We start from the raw sequence: 20,599 nt of genomic DNA on the forward strand, positions 1-20,599 counted from the left end.
GCTTAATTGTCTCAAGAATTAGCCAAACCAATGATGAAATAGTAGTTTGATGTAATCGATAAAGCGGCCGAAGATGCTGCCTTCTTTTATTTCATTCATCACGACTAAAGGCTGCTGTTCAATAGTCTTGCCATCAAGTTGAAAGTTGATAGTACCTACGACTTGATTTTTCGCCAGTGGTGCATGTAATTCACTATTATTCATGACATAGCTGGCTTTCAGATCTTTCAGACGACCACGGGGAATAGTTAGATAAACATCTTTATCAACACCTAACTGAACCCTATCGTTATCTCCAAACCAGACTGGTTCAGAAGCGAATTCTTTGCTTGCTTTCAGAGGAGCAACAGTTTCAAAGAAACGGAAACCCCAGGTCAGCAGTTTCTTACTTTCTGTTTCACGGCCTTTATAAGTGTGGCCGCCTAATACCGCAGAAATCAGGCGCATATCGCCTTCCGTTGCAGAAGCGACTAGGTTATAGCCCGCTGCGCTAGTGTGGCCGGTTTTAATACCATCGACATTCAGGCTCTTATCCCACAATAAGCCATTACGGTTTGTCTGGCGGATATTGTTGTAGGTAAACTCTTTCTCTTTATAGATGGTGTACTCTTCAGGAACATCACGGATCAGCGCTTGACCAATCAATGCCATGTCACGGGCAGAGCTGTATTGGCCTTCTGCATCCAAGCCATGAACGGTTTTGAAATTCGTATTCTTTAATCCAAGCGATTTCACATAACCATTCATTAAATTAACGAAAGACTCTTGGCTACCGGCAACATAATCTGCCATTGCAACACAGGCATCGTTACCGGATTGCAAGTTTATACCGCGGGATAACATAGAAACCGAGACCTGATCGCCTGGCTTGAGAAACATCAGGGAAGAGCCTTTAAATACCGGATTACCGGTTGCCCATGCGTCAGTGCCAACAGTGACCATATCACTTGGGTGGATTTTGCCTGATTTGATTGCTTGACCAATAACATAACTGGTCATCATTTTTGTCAGACTGGCAGGATCACGGTGTGCATCTGCATTCATCTCAGCCAGCACTTTACCTGAGTTATAGTCGATAAGGATATAAGCTTCCGCATCAATCTGAGGCACACCTGGGATCATCGTTTTCAGGTTGGCATCATTCCCATTGGCAAAGGCAGAAGCACTTATTGCCAGCGCAATACCCAAGGTGGCGCTTTTTATAAAACGAGAAGTGGTTGTATATTTCATGGTTAGTTTGACAACATCCGTGAGAAAAGGTTGATATCGAGCCACATCATAGCAAATGAAAAAAATAGTGACATTGCCAAATTTTGACAAGACTCAGGTTTACATTTTTTTTACTCCTCTTACTGATATCTGAATCAAAGTGAAATATCAGTAAGAGAACGATCAGGGACTGACGATAAAAGAAGATTGCTGTATCTGGTCAGCCAGTTTTTGTTGTAAATCGGCAGCTTGCTGGCGATTGTTGAATGGCCCTAACTGTACACGATAAACGTTACTATATTGAGTTACGCGACCTTGAACATTAAAGCGTTGCGCTAGTGTTTGTTGCCACTCTTTTGCGCGTTGCTCACTGCTAACAGCACCAACCTGAACCATAAAACCATTTGCTGAGGCGGCTGTTGGTGTTGTGACTATTGAAGTACTGTTTGTAACAGACTTAGGTGGTTGCAGCTTCATTGCGGGGAGTTGTTCAGTCGCTTCCGGTTGTATCGTCAGTTTCATCGGCTGATTTGTTAAGGGCTGGCTGCTAGTCTGATCAGGGATATTCTCCATTGTTGGTGTTCCTAATGGACTGGTTGTCAGCGTTGGTCTACCCGGTAGAGCATAACTCTGTTTAACTATCTGGCTGCCAATGGTACCGGGACCGGATGCAGAACCGTCCTGGGCAACCTCGATAAAATCAACCTTAACTTTGGTACTTTGAGTCAGGTTTAACCGTTCAGCGGAAGCCTTCGATAGATCGATAATTCGCCCTGGTTTATAAGGACCACGGTCATTGACTCTGACAATCATCATGCGGCCATTGCTCAAGTTGGTCACACGGACATAACTTGGAATTGGCAGGGTAGGATGGGCGGCTGTCAGCGCATAAGGATTAAAACGTTCACCAATTGCGGTCATTTTGCCGCTGGATTCTTCACCGTACCAACTAGCATAACCTGTCTCACTAAACTGAGAGGGGGCTTGCACAATGTGATAAGTATGTCCGTTCATCTGATAATCATCATTGGCGCTAGGATGATAAGGCTCATAACGAGGTTCTGCACCCAGAACATCCTGCGTTGGTACTGCGGGTAACGGGGCAGATTTTTGTTTGTCAGGAGTAGTACAGCCAGATAGCAGGGCTGCAATCATGCTGAGTATAAGCCAGTGTTGACGCATTGAAACCTCTTCTCTATAAACTTTTGGACAACAATTTTCTGTGTGTGTGAATCGACATGATAATGCCGAAACCCGCCATTAAGACGATTAACGCAGAGCCGCCATAACTGACAAATGGCAAAGGAACGCCGACTACAGGCAGGATACCACTCACCATGCCAATATTGACGAAGATATAAACAAATAGAATTAACATTAGGCCGCCAACCATAACCCGACCAAAAGTGTTCTGTGCTCTGGTTGCGATAACCAACCCACGCGTAATTAATAACATATATAATGTTAATAACAGTAGTACGCCAATCAAACCAAGTTCTTCCGATAGTACGGCAAATATGAAATCTGTATGACGTTCTGGCAGAAACTCCAATTGAGATTGTGTTCCTAATAGCCAGCCTTTACCTGATAAACCACCGGAGCCAATCGCGATTTTTGATTGAATAATATGGTAACCCTTACCTAGTGGATCGCTTTCTGGATCAAGTAGCATCATGACGCGATCGCGCTGATAGCCATGCATCAAGAAGAACCACAAGATGGGGATAAAACAGGCTAACAGTAGAGCTGCGATACCGATCAACCGCCAACTCATGCCCGAAAGGAACAGGACAAACAGACCAGAAGCCGCGATCAGAATTGAAGTCCCTAAGTCTGGCTGAGCGGCAACCAGTAAAGTAGGCAGACAAATGAGCATCAGAGCGATAGTGGTATTTTTCAGTGATGGGGGGCATAAGTCGCGGTTCATAAAGCGTGCGATCATCAGGGGTACGGCTATCTTGGCAATCTCTGAAGGTTGGAAGCGGATGATCCCTAAATCCAGCCAGCGTTGGGCACCTTTACTTATTTGCCCGAAAGCATCGACAAAAATCAGTAAAATAACACAAACAATATAGAGATGGGGTGCCCAGCTTTCATAAACTCTTGGTGGAATTTGCGCCATGATGAGCATGACAACCAGTCCTGCACCAATTTGACCAATTTTGCGCTCCATCATCCCCATATCTTGGCCGCTGGCACTCCACATAACAAAAGCGCTGTATATCAGCAATGCCAAAATGCACAGGAGTAACGGTAGGTCGATATGTAATCTGGTCCAGAGAGGAACCCTTTTTTGGTTTTCTGTCATGGTGTTAATCAGTCACTTTCTGTTCCGGGAGGTGTAGGGACAGCATTCGGCAATGTTATGTTGTTATCCCCTAATAGTACATGGTCGAGGATTTGGCGAACAAGGGTTCCCACTGCTGGACCTGCACCACCATTCTCTAAAATAATGGAAAGGGCTACTGTCGGATTTTCATAAGGGGCGAAAGCGGTCATCAGCTTATGATCCCGTAAATGCTCAGCAATTTTACTGGCATTGTAGGTTTCATAACTGTAGACCTGTGCTGTTCCCGATTTGACCGCGGCTTTATAAGGCGTGCTGATAAAGCTCTTGTGGCCGGTACCGTTTGGTAGGTTAGCAACACCGTACATGCCACTTTTGGCTAATTCCCAATATCCTGAATGGATATCACCGATCTGAATATTTTCTGTTTGTTGATAAGGGATCATCTCACCTTTCAGCTTCTTGCTTAGCAGAAGATGTGGTGTTTTTACATTACCGTCGTTAATTAAGGTTGTCAGTGCTTTTACCATTTGAATGGGGGTTGCTGTCCAATATCCCTGGCCGATACCCACAGGAATGGTATCTCCTTGATACCAAGGTTTTTTATATTTTCTTTGTTTCCATTCGCGGGTAGGCATGATACCGGTGCGTTCTTCGGCTAGGTCGATTCCAGTATATTCGCCATAGCCAAACTTGGTCATCCACTCAGATAGACGATCAATTCCCATATCATAGGCCACTTGATAGAAGAAAGTATCCGCGGATTCTACAATGGCTCTATGTGCATTGAGACTACCGTGCCCCCAACGTTTCCAGTCACGGTAGCGTTTTTCTGAACCCGGTAATTGCCACCAACCCGGATCAAAAATGGTGGTATTTTTATTGATAACGCCTGTACTTAGTGCTGCGACGGTAATAAAAGGTTTCACTGTCGAAGCTGGAGGATAGATTCCTTGAGTAGCACGATTAATAAGTGGCCTATCAGGATTGTTTAATAGCTCTTGGTAGTTCTTATTGGAGATACCGTTTACGAATAGGTTTGGATCATAGCTTGGGTTAGATACCAGCGCCAGAATTTCCCCATTACGTGGATCACTGACAACGACCGCAGCACGGCTGGTTGTCAGGAGTTTCTCAATGTAAATCTGCAATTCGAGATCGATAGTTAGGTAAATATCCTGTCCGGCCTGTGGTGGTTGTTCATGTAATTGGCGTATCACCCGGCCTCGGTTATTCACTTCGACTTCTTCATAACCCGTTTTGCCGTGTAAAACAGTTTCATAATAGCGTTCAATACCCAGTTTGCCGATATCATGGGTAGCGGCGTAATTAGGTAAAATACCTTCTTTATCCAATCGTTCTACATCTTTATCATTAATTTTAGCAACATAGCCGATGATATGTGTCAGTGCTGAACCATAAGGGTAGAAGCGGCGTTGGTAACCTTTTATTTCAAAACCAGGGAAACGATATTGGTTAACGGCAAAGCGTGCTACTTGAATATGATCAAGTGAAGTTTTCAATGGAATAGAGGTAAAGCGGCGCGAGCGTTTACGCTCTTTTTCAAAGTTGGCAATATCTTCGTCAGTCAGATCGATAACATTGCGTAAATCATTCAGCGTTTGCTCAAGGTGTTCTACCTTTTCAGGTATAATTTCCAACTGATAGATAGTTCGATTAAGTGCCAATGGCGTGCCGTTTCGGTCATAAATGATACCGCGACTTGGTGCAATTGGAACCAGTTTAATACGGTTTTCGTTTGAACGGGTTTGATAGTCTTCGTGGCGGGTGATTTGTAAATGGTAAAGATTGGCCATCAGGATACCCGTCAGTACCAAGATGATAATAAACGCCACCAATGCGCGGCGAGCAAATAGGGCTGATTCAGCCGTATAATCACGAAAAGGGGTACGTTTATTCTTCATCCCATTGCCAGAAATTCGCTTTTATCCGTTGATAACCAAATTATTCCCGATGATAGGGATGATTGGTCGTAATACTCCATGCCCGGTACAGGCTTTCCGCAACTAAAACTCGGACCAGAGGATGGGGTAAGGTCAGCGGTGACAGTGACCAGCTTTGCTCTGCGGCAGCTTTACATGCCGGAGCGAGACCTTCGGGTCCACCTATCAACAAACTGACATCTCTACCATCCCGTTTCCAATGTTCAAGCTGTTGCGCCAATTGAGGCGTTTCCCAACGGGAACCCGGAATGTCCAGGGTGACAATACGGCTGCCTTTGCTGACAGCGGCCAGCATTTGTTCGCCTTCTTTTTCCAGAATGCGTTTAATATCCGCATTTTTGCCCCGTTTGCCGGCCGGAATTTCTATCAGATCAAATGGCATGTCTTTGGGAAAACGACGCAAATAATCTGTAAAGCCGGCCTGTATCCAGTCCGGCATTTTTGTACCTACAGCGATTAATTGCAGCTTCAAACTCAGCTCCAGAGCTTTTCGAGTTCGTACATGCGGCGGCTCTCTTCTTGCATGACATGTACGATAACTTCACCGAGGTCTACGACAATCCAGTCAGATACGCCTTGTCCTTCAACGCCGAGTGGGATCAGGCCGCTCGCACGACAGTCATCAACCAGATTATCTGCGACAGACATCAGATGGCGGCTGGAAGTTCCGGTACAGACGATCATGCAATCGGTAATACTTGATTTCCCTTGGACATCAAGGGAAACAATATCCTGTGCTTTGGAGTTTTCAAGCTTATCAATAACAAACTGTTGGAGTTCTTTACCTTGCAAAAGGCTCATCCTTATTTTTTATCACAATTGATTAAATAGTGCGGAATAATAGCATGTCAGGTCACTTAAGGGTAAGTCAACTAAGCGACTAATCGAGGCAGATTCCGCTATTGGCGATATAACCCCTGTGAATCTATATACTTTTGTACTGAAAGGGGGAGTAAATCGTCACAACTTAACCCTTGCTGGTGGCGTTGACGGATGTCGGTTGCTGAGATCGACAGCAGAGGTGTATCTGCCAGATAGATATAACCGTTAGGTTTACTGCCAAGTTGGCTTGGATCGTAGATTTGATGTTTTGTAAGCCATTGTTGCATTTCAGTTGTGGAAAACTGAGTTTGATAACCAGGACGAGCACAAACTAGCAAATGGCAGAAACTCAGTAGCTCTTGCCAACGATGCCAAGTGTGCAGTGATAACAAAGCATCCTGGCCGATTATAAATGCTAGTGGTTGTTTGTTACCAAGTTCCTGACGGAATGACTCTAGCGTATCAATTGTGTAAGAGGGGATAGTACGCTCCAGTTCACGCTTATCGACGGTAAACAGTGGGCTATCCTGTACTGCCAGTTGTACCATTTCAAGCCGCTGTTGTGCAGTGGCTTCCGGTTGTGGGCGGTGTGGTGGGACGTGATTTGGTAGTAAAATCACTTGATTCAGGCCAGTTTGATATGCCAGGGTTTCAACTGGCTGCAAGTGCCCGTAATGGATGGGATCGAATGTTCCACCAAATAATGCTTTAATAACGGGTTGTTTCGGGCAAGTAGAATCAATGGCATGAGGCATTAAAAAAGCTCTCAGGTAAGGTTTTTCCACATAACAGCATGGAAAGAGTTTCTAAATCTGACCAAATAGACTGGCCGTAATCCTGTTTGATCTGGCGTTCCATCTGTACAAGTAAATGAATTGCTCTCTGCAAATCATGTTGAGTGAGACGTTGCAGTGCGCTTGTCAGTAATGAACGGCGGTTTTGCCATACCCGATGCTGATCTAACAGTGTTTTCATCGGGGTTGTGGTACTTTGACGTTTCAGCGTGAGTAGCAACAGTAATTCACGCTGTACGGTACGTAATAGAATAACAGCTTCGCAATCTTCCTGTTTTAACTGTTTTAGAATATGCCAGGCTCGTTTTGCTTTACCTGATAATAGCGAGTCTACCCAGTGATAAGGTGTAAAGTGAGCTGCGTCATTTACCGCATTTTCGACACGATGTAAGGTTAGTTTACCGTCTGGGTATAGCAGGGAAAGACGCTCAAGTGCCTGAGCTAACGCCAGTAAATTTCCTTCATAACAATAACACAGTAGTTGATTGGCTTGTTCTTCCAGCACCAATTTCATAGCTTTGGCCCGTTGTGCAACCCACTGCGGCAGACGGTTCTGTTCCGGGGTCTGACAACTGACATAAACACCATTTTTTCCTAGTATTTTGAACCAGTGACTGTTCTCCTGAGCCTTGGTCAATTTCAAACCACGTAGTATTAGCAGTATATCTGGGTGAAGTAGTTCTGCCAGTTTCACCAGTTGTTCGGCTATGGTTGTGTTAGGGCCATTTTCCGGCAGTAATAAAGTGAGTGTTTGACGGCTAGCAAACAGACTTAATGACTGACAAATATTGAATATCTCATCCCACTCGGTGTGATTATCCAGCGTATAGGTGAAGTGTTCAGTGAAGGCGTTTTTTTCAGCAGCCTTGCGAATATGATCCTGGCTTTCCTGTAATAGTAGGGGTTCATTACCCCATATCAGATAACAGTTTCGCAGCCCCTCATTGAGCTGCGAAATCAGTTGTTCGGGATAGAGTTTGATCATTGTGCTTGCGCAGCTTGCTGTCCCACCTGTTTCTCTCTGGCTTTCTGCTTTTCTGCGTTGTGAACGGTCAATAACTGGCGAACTAACCGGCGAGCAGCTTGTTCACGCATTTCTTGATTGATTATCTCGTTTTCAGCATCTTTCGCCAGGGCCTCTAATGGGTTGTCGAAAAAAGAGCGGTCAACCCTGGATCGCAGCGGATATACGCTACCGTCTGGCATAATAACTTGAGCATTGACATTCAGTGTCAATTGGCGTTCAGCTGCCTTACCATCTTGGAAAACAGAGACAGTATCTTTATTTTCAGAAGAGTCAATTAACTTCAAAACAGGAACATCAGCGCTACCATCCTCAAGGATAGTGACGTTATTCAGACGAAGCTGTTGGCGAACGGAACGGGCCAGTGGCCCATATGGGTCACTGCTTGTTATTTGCAGCTTTTTGAGTTCTGCTGGCACCTGGGTGGTGCCGCGCAGATGAAAACCGCAGCCAGCGGTGACTAGCACCGCCAACCCCAGCAACAACGTTAAAATACGATGTCGCACATTGCCTCCTTTATCAGCCGACGACCAGATTCAGCAGTTTGCCTGGTACATAAATGACTTTGCGAATAGTGACGCCTTCAAGGTATTTCGCCACACCATACTCTTGTGCTGCCAGATCATGAACATATTCTTTAGTCGCATCGGCTGGCACAGTAACACGACCACGCACTTTACCGTTAACTTGAATGACGACTAGCTTGGTATCGTCAACCATTGCCTGCTCATTAGCTTGTGGCCAATCAGCCGTATCAATACCACCTTCACCACCCAGAGCTTGCCACATAATAAAGCAAGCATGAGGAGTTATTGGTGACAACATACGGACAACCGCCAACAGTGCCTCTTGCATCAGAGCGCGATCTTGCTCAGTTTCCTGTGGTGCGCGGGTCAGTTTATTCATCAATTCCATTACCGCAGCGATAGCAGTATTGAATGCCTGACGGCGACCAACATCATCTGTAACTTTAGCGATGGTTTTGTGCAGGTCACGGAATAGATCTTTTTGTTCCACTGTCAGGTTTGTGATATCCAGTGGTTGAGTTGCCCCTTTACTGCTATGTTCATAAACCAAGCGCCACACACGTTTCAAAAAGCGATTTGCTCCTTCAACGCTGGATTCTTGCCATTCTAGCGTCAGCTCTGGTGGTGCCGCGAACATCATAAACAGGCGAACGGTATCAGCACCATATTTTTCTACCATCAATTGTGGGTCAATACCGTTGTTTTTGGATTTAGACATTTTGCTCATGCCGGTATAAACCAGCTCATGGCCTTCTTTATCCGTCGCTTTAACGATACGGCCTTTATCATCACGTTCAACGATAGTATCAGCCGGGGAAACCCAAATTTTTTCACCATTTTTGCCGATATAATAAAAAGCATCGGCTAGAACCATGCCCTGACATAACAGACGTTTGGCAGGTTCATTGGAATTGACCAAGCTTGCGTCACGCATCAGTTTGTGGAAGAAACGGAAATACATCAGATGCATGATGGCATGTTCGATACCACCGATGTATTGGTCAACTGGCAGCCAATAGTTAGCCGCTGCTGGATCGAGCAGGCCCTTGTCATAATCTGGGCAGGTGTAGCGAGCGTAGTACCAGGAAGATTCCATAAAGGTATCGAAGGTATCGGTCTCACGTAGTGCGGGCTGGCCGTTGATAGTGGTTTTTGCCCACTCAGGATCAGCTTTAATTGGGCTGGTGATGCCATCCATTTTGACATCTTCTGGCAGAATAACAGGCAGTTGATCTGCTGGAACCGGAACAACTGTGCCATTTTCCAGTGTTGCCATTGGAATAGGAGCACCCCAGTAGCGTTGACGGGAAACACCCCAGTCGCGCAGACGATAGTTGACTTTACGCTTACCTACGCCCATTTCCACCAGTTTATTAGCGATGGCATTAAAACCGGCTTCGTGATTCAGACCGCTAAATTCACCGGAATTAAACAGGATATTCTTATCTGTTACCGGTGCTTCATGGACGTTCGGTTCATTACCTTCATTGTCCAGAATAACGGCTTTTATTGGCAGGTTATATTTTGTCGCAAATTCCCAGTCGCGTTGATCGTGGCCAGGCACTGCCATGACTGCACCGGTGCCGTATTCCATCAGGACGAAGTTTGCAACCCAGATTGCCACTTTCTCTTTGGTCAATGAATGAATAGCAAACATACCGGTTGCCATGCCTTTTTTCTCCATTGTTGCCATATCTGCTTCTGCAACTTTGGTATTACGGCACTCATCAATGAAAGCAACCAGTTCAGGGTTATTTTCTGCTGCTTGTTTTGCCAGAGGATGACCGGCGGCAATCGCAACATAAGTGGCGCCGAGGAACGTATCAGGACGAGTGGTATAGACGGTCAGTTTCTCCTGACTATCAGCCACATCAAAAGTGATTTCTACCCCTTCAGAACGGCCAATCCAATTGCGCTGCATGGTTTTGACCTGCTCCGGCCACTCTTCCAGCGTCTCCAGATCGCTTAACAACTCTTCGGCATAATCAGTGATTTTGATAAACCATTGTGGAATTTCTTTACGTTCAACTTTGCTATCACAACGCCAGCAGCAGCCATCGACCACTTGTTCATTAGCCAGAACAGTCAGATCGTGGGGACACCAGTTAACTGAGGAGGTTTTTTTATAAACCAAGCCCTTTTCATACAATTTGGTGAAAAACCACTGTTCCCAATGGTAATATTCCGGGGTACAGGTTGTGACTTCACGATCCCAGTCGTAACCGAAGCCCAGTGTTTTCAATTGACCTTTCATATATTCGATGTTGGCGTAGGTCCACGGAGCAGGTGCAGTATTGTTTTTTACTGCGGCACCTTCTGCGGGCAGGCCAAATGCATCCCAACCGATAGGTTGCAGGACATTTTTTCCAAGCATACGTTGATAACGGGAGATAACATCGCCAATAGTGTAGTTACGTACATGGCCCATGTGTAGTCGACCAGAAGGGTAAGGTAGCATGGACAGGCAGTAATATTTTTCTTTGCTGTTGTCTTCTGTCACTTTGAAAGTTTGCTTCTCTTGCCAGTGAAGCTGAACTTGCGGCTCTATATCTTCTGGACGGTATTGTTCTTGCATGGCACCGATGATCCTATGGTGAGTAAAAAGCTACGTTTGTAGCAATCATTTAGTTGGTAAAATATGAGATCGGCATAGCATATCTGATTTGGTATATAAGAAACAGAGGTTCTGAGGGAAAATCCGATGGCGACGGGAGTCACCACCGGGGATGAAATGAGGTTAGTGAAGAATTTTAGCTAGAAATTCTTTGGCGCGATCTGATTTTGGATTCGCAAAGAAATCTTCTTTTTTGCTATCTTCAACAATTCTGCCTTCATCCATAAAGATAACCCGGTTGGCTACTTTACGGGCAAAGCCCATTTCGTGAGTAACAACCATCATGGTCATCCCTTCATCTGCCAGTTTAACCATGACATCGAGCACTTCATTGATCATTTCAGGGTCGAGTGCGGAGGTAGGTTCGTCAAATAGCATGGCAATCGGGTCCATACAAAGGGCTCGGGCGATTGCTACACGTTGTTGTTGACCACCGGAAAGTTGAGACGGGAATTTATTCGCTTGACTGGCAAGCCCAACGCGTTCAAGTAATTTCAGCCCCTTTTCTTCCGCTGCTTTTTTATCACGATTAAGCACTTTAATCTGCGCTAGAGTTAAATTTTCAATGATGGATAGATGGGGGAACAGCTCAAAATGCTGGAACACCATGCCGACTTTAGAGCGTAGTTGTGCCAGATTGGTGTTTTTATCATTAACTTTAATGTCATTAACCAGAATTTCACCCTGTTGGATGGATTCCAGGCCATTGACCGTTTTTATCAGGGTGGATTTGCCTGAGCCAGACGGGCCACAGACCACAACGACTTCACCTTTTTTAACTTCAGTTGAGCAGTCGGAGAGAACCTGAAATTGGCCATACCACTTGGATACATTTTTCAGGGAGATCATCAAACAGTCCTTTTCTTCAAATAGTTAACCAGCATAGATGCGGCAATACTAATAATAAAATAAACCAAACCAGCAAATAGGATCATTTCGACCTGAGTGCCATCACGCTCACCGATATTTGCCGCAGTACGGAAAAAGTCCGCTAGGCTGAGCACATACACCAATGAGGTGTCTTGAAACAGTACGATACCCTGTGTCAGTAACAGCGGGGTCATCGCACGGAATGCCTGAGGCAGGATAACCAGTCTCATACTTTGCATTGGTGTCATACCCAATGCCAGTGCTGCCGAAGATTGCCCGCGGGAAATACTCTGAATTCCTGCCCGGATAATTTCTGAATAATAAGCAGCTTCGAAAAAGGCAAATGCAACCATAGCTGAAATTAAACGAATATCTGTTTTCGGAGAAATCCCTAGAACGTTCTGCACTAGGCTAGGCACAATCAGATAGAACCATAACAGTACCATAACCAGTGGTACAGAACGGAACAGATTGACATATAAAGTGGCAAACCAGCTCAGTGCTTTTACCGAAGAGAGGCGCATAACAGCCAGTACGGTTCCCCAGAGAATACCGACAACAACAGCAATAATCGTGATTTTTGCTGTAATGACTAAGCCTTGTAGCAGAAACGGGATACTGGGGATAATCGAACTCCAGTCAAACTCGTACATTTATTGACCTCCAATATTACCCGGTAAACGCACTTTTTTCTCAAGCAAGTGCATGGCAAGCATAATCACCAGATTGATTCCGATATAAGCTAGCGTAATCGCCGTAAATGTTTCATAAGCATGTGCTGAGTAATCAAGTAACTTACCTGCTTGTGCTGCCATATCTACCAGACCAATAGTGGAGGCAATGGCGGAGTTTTTCACCAGATTCATCATTTCTGATGTCATGGGTGGAATGATTACTCGATAGGCATTGGGTAATAGGACATAGCGATAGGTTTGCGGCAAGGTTAGCCCCATTGCCAGCCCTGCCGCTTTTTGACCACGTGGTAGTGATTGTATGGCGGCACGAACCTGCTCACACATCCGAGCAGCAGTGAAAAGACCTAAACAGGCAGTGGATGAGAGAAAAAATTGGATATTAGGGTCCAGCTCAGTTTTAAACCACAGACCGATTTTTTCTGGTAGTAGTTCAGGTACAACCAGATACCAGATAAAAAATTGAACTATCAGTGGTACGTTACGAAAGAGCTCAACATAACAGGTACCTATCCCAGATAATATTTTATTGGGAACAGTGCGTAAGATGCCGAACAGTGAGCCGACAATGAAAGCGATAATCCAGGCGCAGATAGACAAGGCAATCGTCACCTGAAATCCAGCTATCAACCAGCCTAGATAAGTCGTATTGCCGAAAGGGGCAGCTTGCAAAAAGATGCCCCAATTCCAATCGATTGACATAATAATACTCCCTGTTAGGGTGTAGCTTGATCCCCTGAAAACGATTGATTGGCTGAGAAAAAAAGCGAGGTAGGGAACGACCACCTCGCACCCTGTGATGCCAATCAAATAGTCATTTTTTTAATTATATTTCTAGTCAAGCGCCTTATCATTTGGCGATTTAAATAGTGCTTTCATTTCATCAGACAAAGAGAAATTCAAATTCAGGTTCTTGGGTGGAATCGGGTGTTTGAACCAGCGCTCAAATGATTTCTCTGCCACTCCAGAGGTTTGCGCCTGAACAATGGTCTCATCGATCAGCTTCTTGAATTGAAGATCGTCTTTGCGCGATATACAACCATAGGCTTCTCTAGACTGAGGTGTACCAACAATTTCCCATTGATCAGGTTTTTTCGCTTTGGCGCGTTCACCTGCTAGTAGTGCATCATCCACCATAAAGGCGATTGCCCGGCCAGATTCCAGAGTACGGAATGAGTCACCATGATCTTTTGCACTGATGATGCGCATTTTCATGCTTTTCTCATCGTTGAGTTTATTCAGCAAGATTTCAGAAGTCGTACCTGCTGAGACAACGACATTTTTACCCGCCAAATCTGGGAAATCTTTTATACCGGAACCTTTTTTAGTCAGCAAACGTGTTGTAATAATAAAGATGCTGTTAGAGAAAGTGACTTGTTTCTGACGTTCAAGGTTATTGGAAGTGGAACCGCATTCGAAATCATAAGTGCCATTTTGTAGCAATGGGATACGATTTTGCGAAGTCACGGGTATCAATTTTACTTGCAGATTTGGCATGTCCAGTTTCTTCTTCACTGCTTCAACAATCAGATTAGAATAATCCTGAGAGTAGCCGACGACTTTTTGATGGTTATCGTAGTAAGCAAAAGGTACGGAGGATTCACGATGTCCCACAATGATCACACCATCATCTTTAACCTTTTTCAGTGTTCCCGTTAATTCTTCGGCTTGAGCAGCCCCCGCCATGCCAAGTAACATCATGGTTAATACTAGATTACGCATACGCATATATAACTCCTTTAATGTGGCTATCGTTTGCGATGTTGTGTTTGCAAAAGTCTCTCTGTGATTTGTTTTTAATCTAGGATCATTTGCTGTTGTATGTGTATATAGTGTTAAAAAATAGTACAAAAGGGTTAGATAATGAAAATGAATTGTTTCTATTTCGGGAGCTGTCTCGCACTATAAATGAACAATATTGTTTGTCTTGCATAATAAAGATACGTGATTATCATTTTTTTGGTGCATGTTCCCATTTTTTATTAGTGAAACAGCTATTTTCCTTTTCATTCATAGAGATAGTAGCAATTAGCATGCCAAAATAATAACGAAGGGTAAAATTAATACCAATAAGTTGTTTAAGTAGGTTACTTGTATACATAGAGTGATATCAGTGATTGAGGGTTAGCATGGGTCAATGGCTGAATTGGGCAAGGTATATTTCATGCCAATTGCTAGACGATTCTATAGGTTGATAAGGCCGATTAATAATGTTAAATCGACAATTTCAAGGGAGCAGTTTTGCTCCCTTTTGACTGTCTAGACATTCGAATCAAGATGGATATTTGAATTAAGATTTACGGCGGTTATACGTTAAGGCAAACAGAGAAAATGATACGGTAATTATCCATAACGGCCAGTTACCCCAGCGTGCATAGGGCGTTATCCCGGTTGCAGGTGTCACTTTAGCTACCAAGACATTACGGGTAAATTGTGGGAGTGCTGCTTGCACTTCTCCGTCCGGGCGGATAACAGCTGTAATGCCGTTATTGGTACCACGTAGTAACGGGCGTCCTAATTCAAGGGAACGCATGCGCGCCATTTGGAAATGTTGCCAAGGGCCAATTGAACCACCAAACCAAGCATCATTGGAAACAGTGAGTAAGAATTCGGTATCCGGTTTGAAATTCGCCCGAACTTGTTCACCCAGTATAATTTCATAACAAATAGCGGTGGTTAGGTTATATCCTGCAACAGAAAGCTGTGGTTGAATGTAGTTGCCACGGCTGAATGAAGACATGGGTAAGTTGAAGAATGGTGCCAGAGGCCGGAGTAGGGATTCTAGCGGAACAAATTCACCGAATGGTACCAGATGATATTTATCGTAGCGAATAGCTGCCGGATATTGATAAGGTATTTTATCGCCGAGGACAATCACACTGTTATAGATCTTATCACGGTCGCCAACGGCTCTTTCATCGACAATACCGGTAATGAGGCTGGTATGTTGATTGCGTAACAGTTCATCCAATTTTGTTAGAAAGTGGCGTTGATAACTTTCCAATGAAGGAATAGCAGACTCCGGCCAGATGATTATCGGCATTTTGCCGATGTATGGCAGGCTGTTGCCCATGTAGATGTCCATAGTTTCGCTGAGCATTTTAGGGTCCCATTTCAGGGATTGTGGAATATTTCCCTGAATCAGCGCGACATCAACAGTTTTTTCAGATAGCAGGCTGTACCACTGATAATGGCGTATTGGCCATGGTAATAGCAGAATGGCGACAGCGATAATACCAGCGACTATTTTCCGATGTATGACGGCCAGAACGAATAACCCGCTGAGAGCCATTAACAGGAAAGTGATGGCCTCAACACCCAAAATTGGTGCAATGGCTTTCATTGGACCATCTAATTGACTGTAGCCGAATTGTAGCCAGGGGAAACCGGTTAGAATCCAGCCTCGCAGGAATTCGGTGAGTTGCCATAATGCAGGTGCTGCTACAGCCAGCCTCAACCCGTTCGTTTTTGCGAAGAAACGATTGAGTAAGGCAGCGAATAAAGCAGGATAGAGCGAGAGATAGGCGGCAAGTAATATGACCAGCAGAATATTGACTGTGGTTGGCATGCCACCGAAATTAGCAATACTGACATACACCCAGTTTGTACCACTGCCGAACAGACCGAATCCCCAACAAAAAGCAATAAATGCCGCTTGTCGGGGTGTTCTGTTTAAAGTCAGAAGTTGTAGTCCAAACAGGGAGATAATCGCGGCAGGCCAGAAGTCAAAAGGTGAAAAAGCCAGTGTTCCACTGGCTCCAAAAAACAGTGCCAGTAAGGCGCGTAGCCGCTGGCAATTTAATAATGAAGCTTTGTTCATTCAGATTTTATTCTTCTTCAAGGTTAGGTATTGGCGCATCGTCCGGTATCGTAACATAAACTTGAATAATTCTTCGGCTGTCGGCCATAGCAACTTTAAAGAGATAGCCGTTGATATCAACGGACTCTCCTCTGGCGGGTAAATGACCGAATGCCTGCATAACCAGACCACCAATAGTATCCACTTCTTCATCACTGAATTGGGTGCTAAAGGCTTCATTAAAGTCTTCAATCTGAGTCAGTGCTCGTACCGTATAGGTATGACGGCTCAAGGCACGAATATCGACATCTTCTTCTTCATCGTATTCGTCTTCAATTTCACCGACGATCAATTCAAGAATATCTTCGATAGTGACTAGGCCCGATACACCACCAAACTCATCAATGACAATTGCCATATGATAACGTTGAGAACGGAATTCTTTCAGCATGCGGTCAACCCGTTTACTTTCAGGTACAACGACAGCCTGACGCAGAACCTTATCTATGCTGAATGGTGGGGAATCGGTGCGCATAAATGGCAATAGGTCTTTTGCCATTAAAATCCCTTCAATATGATCTTTATCTTCACTGATCACAGGGAAACGAGAGTGAGCCGAATCGATAATCACATCCAGACATTCGTCCAGGGTTTGATTACGTTTTAAGGTAACGATTTGAGAACGGGGGATCATGATATCCCGAACACGCTGATCGGAAATATCCATTACCCCTTCGAGCATATCGCGGGTATCAGGATCAATCAGATCGTTTTGTTCAGAGTCACGGATCAGTTCCACCAGTTCATCACGGCTTTTTGGCTCACCGTGAAAAAGTTGGTTAAGAAGAAGAGTGAAAAACCCTTTCTTAGGGCTAGGGTTGTCATTACTTGAAGGATGGTCGTCGCTCATGGCGTTTTAATGAAAATTTCCCATTAAATAAGTTATTGTTGGTATTTTTTAGCATAAAAATGGTACGAATGGTTACTCTTTTTCTGCAAGATAGGGGTCAGCATAACCTAACTTTTGCATAATTTCTGTTTCCAAAGATTCCATTTCTTCAGCTTCATCATCTTCGATATGATCATAGCCCAGCAGATGTAGGCATCCGTGGACCACCATATGCGCCCAATGTTCTTCTATTGTTTTTTGTTGTTCCTCCGCTTCTTTTTCAACGACCTGACGACAGATAATTAAATCGCCAAGCAGGGGTAAATCAATCTCTGGTGGTGCCTCAAATGGGAAAGATAACACATTTGTTGGCTTATTTTTACCACGGTAGGTCAGATTTAAATCGTGACTTTCTGCCTCATCAACAATACGGATAGTGACTTCACTTTCAGATTGAAATTGCGGTAAAACCCCATCCAGCCAGTGCTGGAATAGGGTTTCTTTAGGAAGACCTTGTGAATGCTCACAGGCAATTTGTAAATCAAGTATGACTGAACTCATTGTGCTTCCTGCTTGCGTTGTTCACTGAGTGTTTGTTTGCGTTTTTGCTCGGTTGCTTCCCACTCTTCATAGGCAATAACGACTTTGGCAACCACTGGGTGACGGACAACATCATCACTGTGGAAAAAATTGAAACTCAGCTCACCGACGCCTGATAGAACTTCAGTGGCATGGCGTAGGCCGGATTTTTGCCCACGAGGCAGGTCAATCTGCGTAACGTCACCGGTAACAACTGCTTTGGAGTTGAAGCCGATACGAGTCAGGAACATCTTCATCTGTTCGATGGTTGTATTCTGGCTCTCATCCAGAATAATAAAAGCGTCGTTCAGGGTTCGTCCTCGCATATAAGCTAATGGGGCAACTTCAATAACGTTACGTTCGATCAGCTTTTCAACTTTTTCAAAACCGAGCATTTCAAACAAAGCGTCGTAGAGTGGGCGCAAGTACGGATCCACTTTTTGGCTCAGGTCACCCGGTAGGAAACCCAATTTTTCGCCTGCTTCGACAGCCGGACGGGTTAGCAGGATACGGCGAATCTCTTGTCGTTCCAGTGCATCAACCGCAGCAGCAACGGCCAGGTAAGTTTTTCCTGTGCCGGCAGGGCCAATCCCAAACGTAATATCGTGGCTAAGAATATTGGCAATATACTGTGCCTGATTGGGCGTGCGTGGTTTTACCATGCCGCGTTTGGTGCGAATATTAACGGATTTACCGTATTCGGGTATGCTCTCGGCGGTTTGTTCCAGAACCCGGCTCTCGGTAATTGCCAGATGAATTTGTTCTGGCTTGACATCAGGGATCACGCCACGGACAGGGGAAGTTTCCACATATAAATGCTGTAGGATATTGGTGGCTGCGCTAACACACAGCGGTTTGCCCATCAGTTTAAAACGGTTATCACGACGGCTAATTTCAATACCTAACCGGCGTTCAAGCTGCTTCAAATTGTCATCAAACGGACCACACAGGCTCATTAGGCGCTGATTGTCGGCGGGTTCGAGGAAAATTTCCTGGGTTGCTATTTGTGAATGAATTTGTTGAGTCACTGATTATCTCTATATTTAGGGCTGATAAGTGCCGACCCCGATTTCGTCTTCTTTACGGGTACGGGCTATAACGGACTCAGGTGATTCGTGTATACGAAGATCCATTTGATCTTCGGTACGGATAACTTTACCGCGTAGTGAGTTGGCGTAGACATCAACAATTTCAACATCAACGAATTTGCCAATCATATCAGGTTGGCCTTCAAAGTTGACAACCCGATTGTTTTCGGTACGGCCAGAAAGTTCCATCACATTCTTACGGGAAGTTCCTTCAACCAGAATACGTTGTACACTGCCCAACATAGCACGGCTGTAGCTCATAGCTTGTTGGTTGATACGTTGTTGTAACAGGTAAAGGCGCTGTTTTTTCTCTTCTTCACTAACGTCATCAGGCAGATCGGCTGCTGGCGTTCCCGGACGAGCAGAATAGATGAAGCTGTAGCTCATGTCGAAATTGACATCAGCGATCAGTTTCATGGTTTTCTCGAAGTCATCTTGGGTTTCACCAGGGAATCCGATAATGAAGTCAGAGCTTATCAAGATATCAGGACGTGCTTTACGCAGTTTGCGAATAATGCTTTTATACTCAAGGGCTGTATGTGCGCGTTTCATCAACGTTAGAATACGGTCCGAGCCACTTTGCACCGGTAAATGCAGGAAGCTAACCAATTCCGGTGTATCTTCGTAAACGGCAATAATATCGTCTGTAAATTCAATTGGGTGGCTAGTCGTAAAGCGAATACGATCAATACCATCTATAGCCGCTACCAAACGAATTAACTCAGCGAAAGAGCAGATATCACCATCATAAGTGGCACCACGATAGGCGTTCACATTCTGACCGAGAAGGTTGACTTCGCGTACGCCTTGAGCGGCAAGTTGAGCGATTTCAAACAGAACATCATCACATGGGCGGCTAACTTCTTCTCCGCGGGTATAAGGTACGACACAGAAAGTACAGTATTTGTTGCAACCTTCCATAATAGAAACGAATGCAGATGGACCTTCAGCACGCGGCTCCGGTAGACGGTCAAATTTCTCGATTTCCGGGAAGCTGATATCAACAACCGGGCTGCGGGTACCTTTCACCTGGTTGATCATTTCAGGTAAACGATGCAATGTTTGCGGCCCGAAAATGATATCTACACATTGAGCGCGTTGCCGGATGAAATCGCCTTCCTGAGAGGCTACACAGCCACCGACTCCAATGATGAGATCTGGATTAGTATCTTTTAGGTTTTTCCAGCGGCCTAATTGATGGAAAACCTTTTCCTGTGCTTTTTCGCGGATTGAACAGGTATTCAATAGCAAAATGTCTGCTTCTTCGGCGACATCGGTTAACTGATAACCGTGAGTACTTTCCAGCAGGTCGGCCATTTTAGATGAATCATATTCATTCATCTGACAGCCCCAAGTTTTAATATACAGTTTTTTTATCGTCGACATTTTCTTGTGCATCCGAGCTTTCTACCGCGCTGAAAAGTGTTATTACACGGCAAAA

Annotated in this window: 19 protein-coding genes; all 19 read right to left on the reverse strand. The window is 44.7% G+C overall.

The genetic code is table 11. The features are described from left to right. Positions 1 to 18: 18 nt before the first annotated feature. The 19 genes from dacA to miaB all read right to left on the reverse strand — a co-directional run bounded on the left by dacA (position 19) and on the right by miaB (position 20,544). Positions 19 to 1,230, reverse strand: coding sequence for a D-alanyl-D-alanine carboxypeptidase DacA (gene dacA, locus PluTT01m_RS06655; protein ID WP_041380730.1), 1,212 nt, complete (start codon positions 1,228 to 1,230; stop codon positions 19 to 21). 162 nt (positions 1,231 to 1,392) lie between these two features. Then, complete coding sequence (rlpA, locus tag PluTT01m_RS06660; protein ID WP_011145619.1) at positions 1,393 to 2,391, reverse strand: endolytic peptidoglycan transglycosylase RlpA; 999 nt, start codon at positions 2,389 to 2,391, stop codon at positions 1,393 to 1,395. Positions 2,392 to 2,404: 13 nt separating this feature from the next. Then, positions 2,405 to 3,517 (reverse strand): peptidoglycan glycosyltransferase MrdB, encoded by a 1,113-nt coding sequence (gene mrdB, locus PluTT01m_RS06665; protein ID WP_011145620.1) that lies wholly within the window; start codon positions 3,515 to 3,517, stop codon positions 2,405 to 2,407. A gap of 8 nt (positions 3,518 to 3,525) precedes the next feature. Then, positions 3,526 to 5,421 (reverse strand): peptidoglycan DD-transpeptidase MrdA, encoded by a 1,896-nt coding sequence (gene mrdA, locus PluTT01m_RS06670; RefSeq protein WP_011145621.1) that lies wholly within the window; start codon positions 5,419 to 5,421, stop codon positions 3,526 to 3,528. Positions 5,422 to 5,461: 40 nt separating this feature from the next. Next, complete coding sequence (gene rlmH / locus PluTT01m_RS06675) at positions 5,462 to 5,932, reverse strand: 23S rRNA (pseudouridine(1915)-N(3))-methyltransferase RlmH (RefSeq protein ID WP_011145622.1); 471 nt, start codon at positions 5,930 to 5,932, stop codon at positions 5,462 to 5,464. Between the two features lie 2 nt (positions 5,933 to 5,934). After that, positions 5,935 to 6,261: a ribosome silencing factor gene (gene rsfS, locus PluTT01m_RS06680; RefSeq protein ID WP_075508944.1), complete on the reverse strand. Its 327-nt coding sequence runs from the start codon at positions 6,259 to 6,261 to the stop codon at positions 5,935 to 5,937. Positions 6,262 to 6,359: 98 nt separating this feature from the next. After that, a complete protein-coding gene (gene nadD, locus PluTT01m_RS06685; protein ID WP_011145624.1) occupies positions 6,360 to 7,037 on the reverse strand; it encodes a nicotinate-nucleotide adenylyltransferase in 678 nt (225 codons plus the stop codon). Beyond that, a complete protein-coding gene (gene holA, locus PluTT01m_RS06690) occupies positions 7,021 to 8,061 on the reverse strand; it encodes a DNA polymerase III subunit delta (RefSeq protein WP_011145625.1) in 1,041 nt (346 codons plus the stop codon). The genes nadD and holA overlap by 17 nt, the downstream gene beginning before the upstream one ends. Then, a complete protein-coding gene (lptE, locus tag PluTT01m_RS06695) occupies positions 8,058 to 8,606 on the reverse strand; it encodes an LPS assembly lipoprotein LptE (protein ID WP_011145626.1) in 549 nt (182 codons plus the stop codon). The genes holA and lptE overlap by 4 nt, the downstream gene beginning before the upstream one ends. A gap of 13 nt (positions 8,607 to 8,619) precedes the next feature. Beyond that, complete coding sequence (leuS, locus tag PluTT01m_RS06700; RefSeq protein WP_011145627.1) at positions 8,620 to 11,202, reverse strand: leucine--tRNA ligase; 2,583 nt, start codon at positions 11,200 to 11,202, stop codon at positions 8,620 to 8,622. A 162-nt stretch (positions 11,203 to 11,364) separates the two neighbouring features. Further along, positions 11,365 to 12,090, reverse strand: coding sequence for an amino acid ABC transporter ATP-binding protein (locus PluTT01m_RS06705; protein ID WP_011145628.1), 726 nt, complete (start codon positions 12,088 to 12,090; stop codon positions 11,365 to 11,367). Beyond that, positions 12,090 to 12,764 (reverse strand): glutamate/aspartate ABC transporter permease GltK, encoded by a 675-nt coding sequence (gene gltK / locus PluTT01m_RS06710; RefSeq protein ID WP_011145629.1) that lies wholly within the window; start codon positions 12,762 to 12,764, stop codon positions 12,090 to 12,092. Before gltK ends, PluTT01m_RS06705 begins: the two co-directional genes overlap by 1 nt. Then, entirely contained in the window at positions 12,765 to 13,505 is a 741-nt protein-coding gene (locus tag PluTT01m_RS06715) for an amino acid ABC transporter permease (protein WP_011145630.1), read from the reverse strand. A gap of 132 nt (positions 13,506 to 13,637) precedes the next feature. After that, a complete protein-coding gene (locus PluTT01m_RS06720) occupies positions 13,638 to 14,531 on the reverse strand; it encodes an amino acid ABC transporter substrate-binding protein (RefSeq protein WP_011145631.1) in 894 nt (297 codons plus the stop codon). 562 nt (positions 14,532 to 15,093) lie between these two features. Beyond that, positions 15,094 to 16,623, reverse strand: coding sequence for an apolipoprotein N-acyltransferase (gene lnt / locus PluTT01m_RS06725; RefSeq protein ID WP_011145632.1), 1,530 nt, complete (start codon positions 16,621 to 16,623; stop codon positions 15,094 to 15,096). Positions 16,624 to 16,630: 7 nt separating this feature from the next. Then, positions 16,631 to 17,512, reverse strand: coding sequence for a CNNM family magnesium/cobalt transport protein CorC (corC, locus tag PluTT01m_RS06730; protein WP_011145633.1), 882 nt, complete (start codon positions 17,510 to 17,512; stop codon positions 16,631 to 16,633). Positions 17,513 to 17,584: 72 nt separating this feature from the next. Next, entirely contained in the window at positions 17,585 to 18,052 is a 468-nt protein-coding gene (gene ybeY, locus PluTT01m_RS06735; protein WP_011145634.1) for an rRNA maturation RNase YbeY, read from the reverse strand. Next, a complete protein-coding gene (locus PluTT01m_RS06740; RefSeq protein WP_049789758.1) occupies positions 18,049 to 19,026 on the reverse strand; it encodes a PhoH family protein in 978 nt (325 codons plus the stop codon). Before PluTT01m_RS06740 ends, ybeY begins: the two co-directional genes overlap by 4 nt. An 87-nt stretch (positions 19,027 to 19,113) precedes the next feature. Beyond that, entirely contained in the window at positions 19,114 to 20,544 is a 1,431-nt protein-coding gene (gene miaB / locus PluTT01m_RS06745; protein ID WP_011145636.1) for a tRNA (N6-isopentenyl adenosine(37)-C2)-methylthiotransferase MiaB, read from the reverse strand. Between the last annotated feature and the right edge of the window lie 55 nt (positions 20,545 to 20,599).

Origin of the sequence: Photorhabdus laumondii subsp. laumondii (assembly GCF_003343245.1) — a bacterium.
Lineage (GTDB): Bacteria > Pseudomonadota > Gammaproteobacteria > Enterobacterales > Enterobacteriaceae > Photorhabdus > Photorhabdus laumondii.

What these genes read in the sequence shown, in the direction of transcription:
- dacA (WP_041380730.1), bottom strand. Translation starts at nt 1,230, where the DNA reads ATGAAATATACAACCACTTCTCGTTTTATAAAAAGCGCCACCTTGGGT.
- rlpA (WP_011145619.1), bottom strand. Translation starts at nt 2,391, where the DNA reads ATGCGTCAACACTGGCTTATACTCAGCATGATTGCAGCCCTGCTATCT.
- mrdB (WP_011145620.1), bottom strand. Translation starts at nt 3,517, where the DNA reads ATGACAGAAAACCAAAAAAGGGTTCCTCTCTGGACCAGATTACATATC.
- mrdA (WP_011145621.1), bottom strand. Translation starts at nt 5,421, where the DNA reads ATGAAGAATAAACGTACCCCTTTTCGTGATTATACGGCTGAATCAGCC.
- rsfS (WP_075508944.1), bottom strand. Translation starts at nt 6,261, where the DNA reads ATGAGCCTTTTGCAAGGTAAAGAACTCCAACAGTTTGTTATTGATAAG.
- nadD (WP_011145624.1), bottom strand. Translation starts at nt 7,037, where the DNA reads ATGCCTCATGCCATTGATTCTACTTGCCCGAAACAACCCGTTATTAAA.
- holA (WP_011145625.1), bottom strand. Translation starts at nt 8,061, where the DNA reads ATGATCAAACTCTATCCCGAACAACTGATTTCGCAGCTCAATGAGGGG.
- leuS (WP_011145627.1), bottom strand. Translation starts at nt 11,202, where the DNA reads ATGCAAGAACAATACCGTCCAGAAGATATAGAGCCGCAAGTTCAGCTT.
- PluTT01m_RS06705 (WP_011145628.1), bottom strand. Translation starts at nt 12,090, where the DNA reads ATGATCTCCCTGAAAAATGTATCCAAGTGGTATGGCCAATTTCAGGTT.
- gltK (WP_011145629.1), bottom strand. Translation starts at nt 12,764, where the DNA reads ATGTACGAGTTTGACTGGAGTTCGATTATCCCCAGTATCCCGTTTCTG.
- PluTT01m_RS06715 (WP_011145630.1), bottom strand. Translation starts at nt 13,505, where the DNA reads ATGTCAATCGATTGGAATTGGGGCATCTTTTTGCAAGCTGCCCCTTTC.
- PluTT01m_RS06720 (WP_011145631.1), bottom strand. Translation starts at nt 14,531, where the DNA reads ATGCGTATGCGTAATCTAGTATTAACCATGATGTTACTTGGCATGGCG.
- lnt (WP_011145632.1), bottom strand. Translation starts at nt 16,623, where the DNA reads ATGAACAAAGCTTCATTATTAAATTGCCAGCGGCTACGCGCCTTACTG.
- corC (WP_011145633.1), bottom strand. Translation starts at nt 17,512, where the DNA reads ATGAGCGACGACCATCCTTCAAGTAATGACAACCCTAGCCCTAAGAAA.
- ybeY (WP_011145634.1), bottom strand. Translation starts at nt 18,052, where the DNA reads ATGAGTTCAGTCATACTTGATTTACAAATTGCCTGTGAGCATTCACAA.
- PluTT01m_RS06740 (WP_049789758.1), bottom strand. Translation starts at nt 19,026, where the DNA reads ATGAGCCTGTGTGGTCCGTTTGATGACAATTTGAAGCAGCTTGAACGC.
- miaB (WP_011145636.1), bottom strand. Translation starts at nt 20,544, where the DNA reads ATGTCGACGATAAAAAAACTGTATATTAAAACTTGGGGCTGTCAGATG.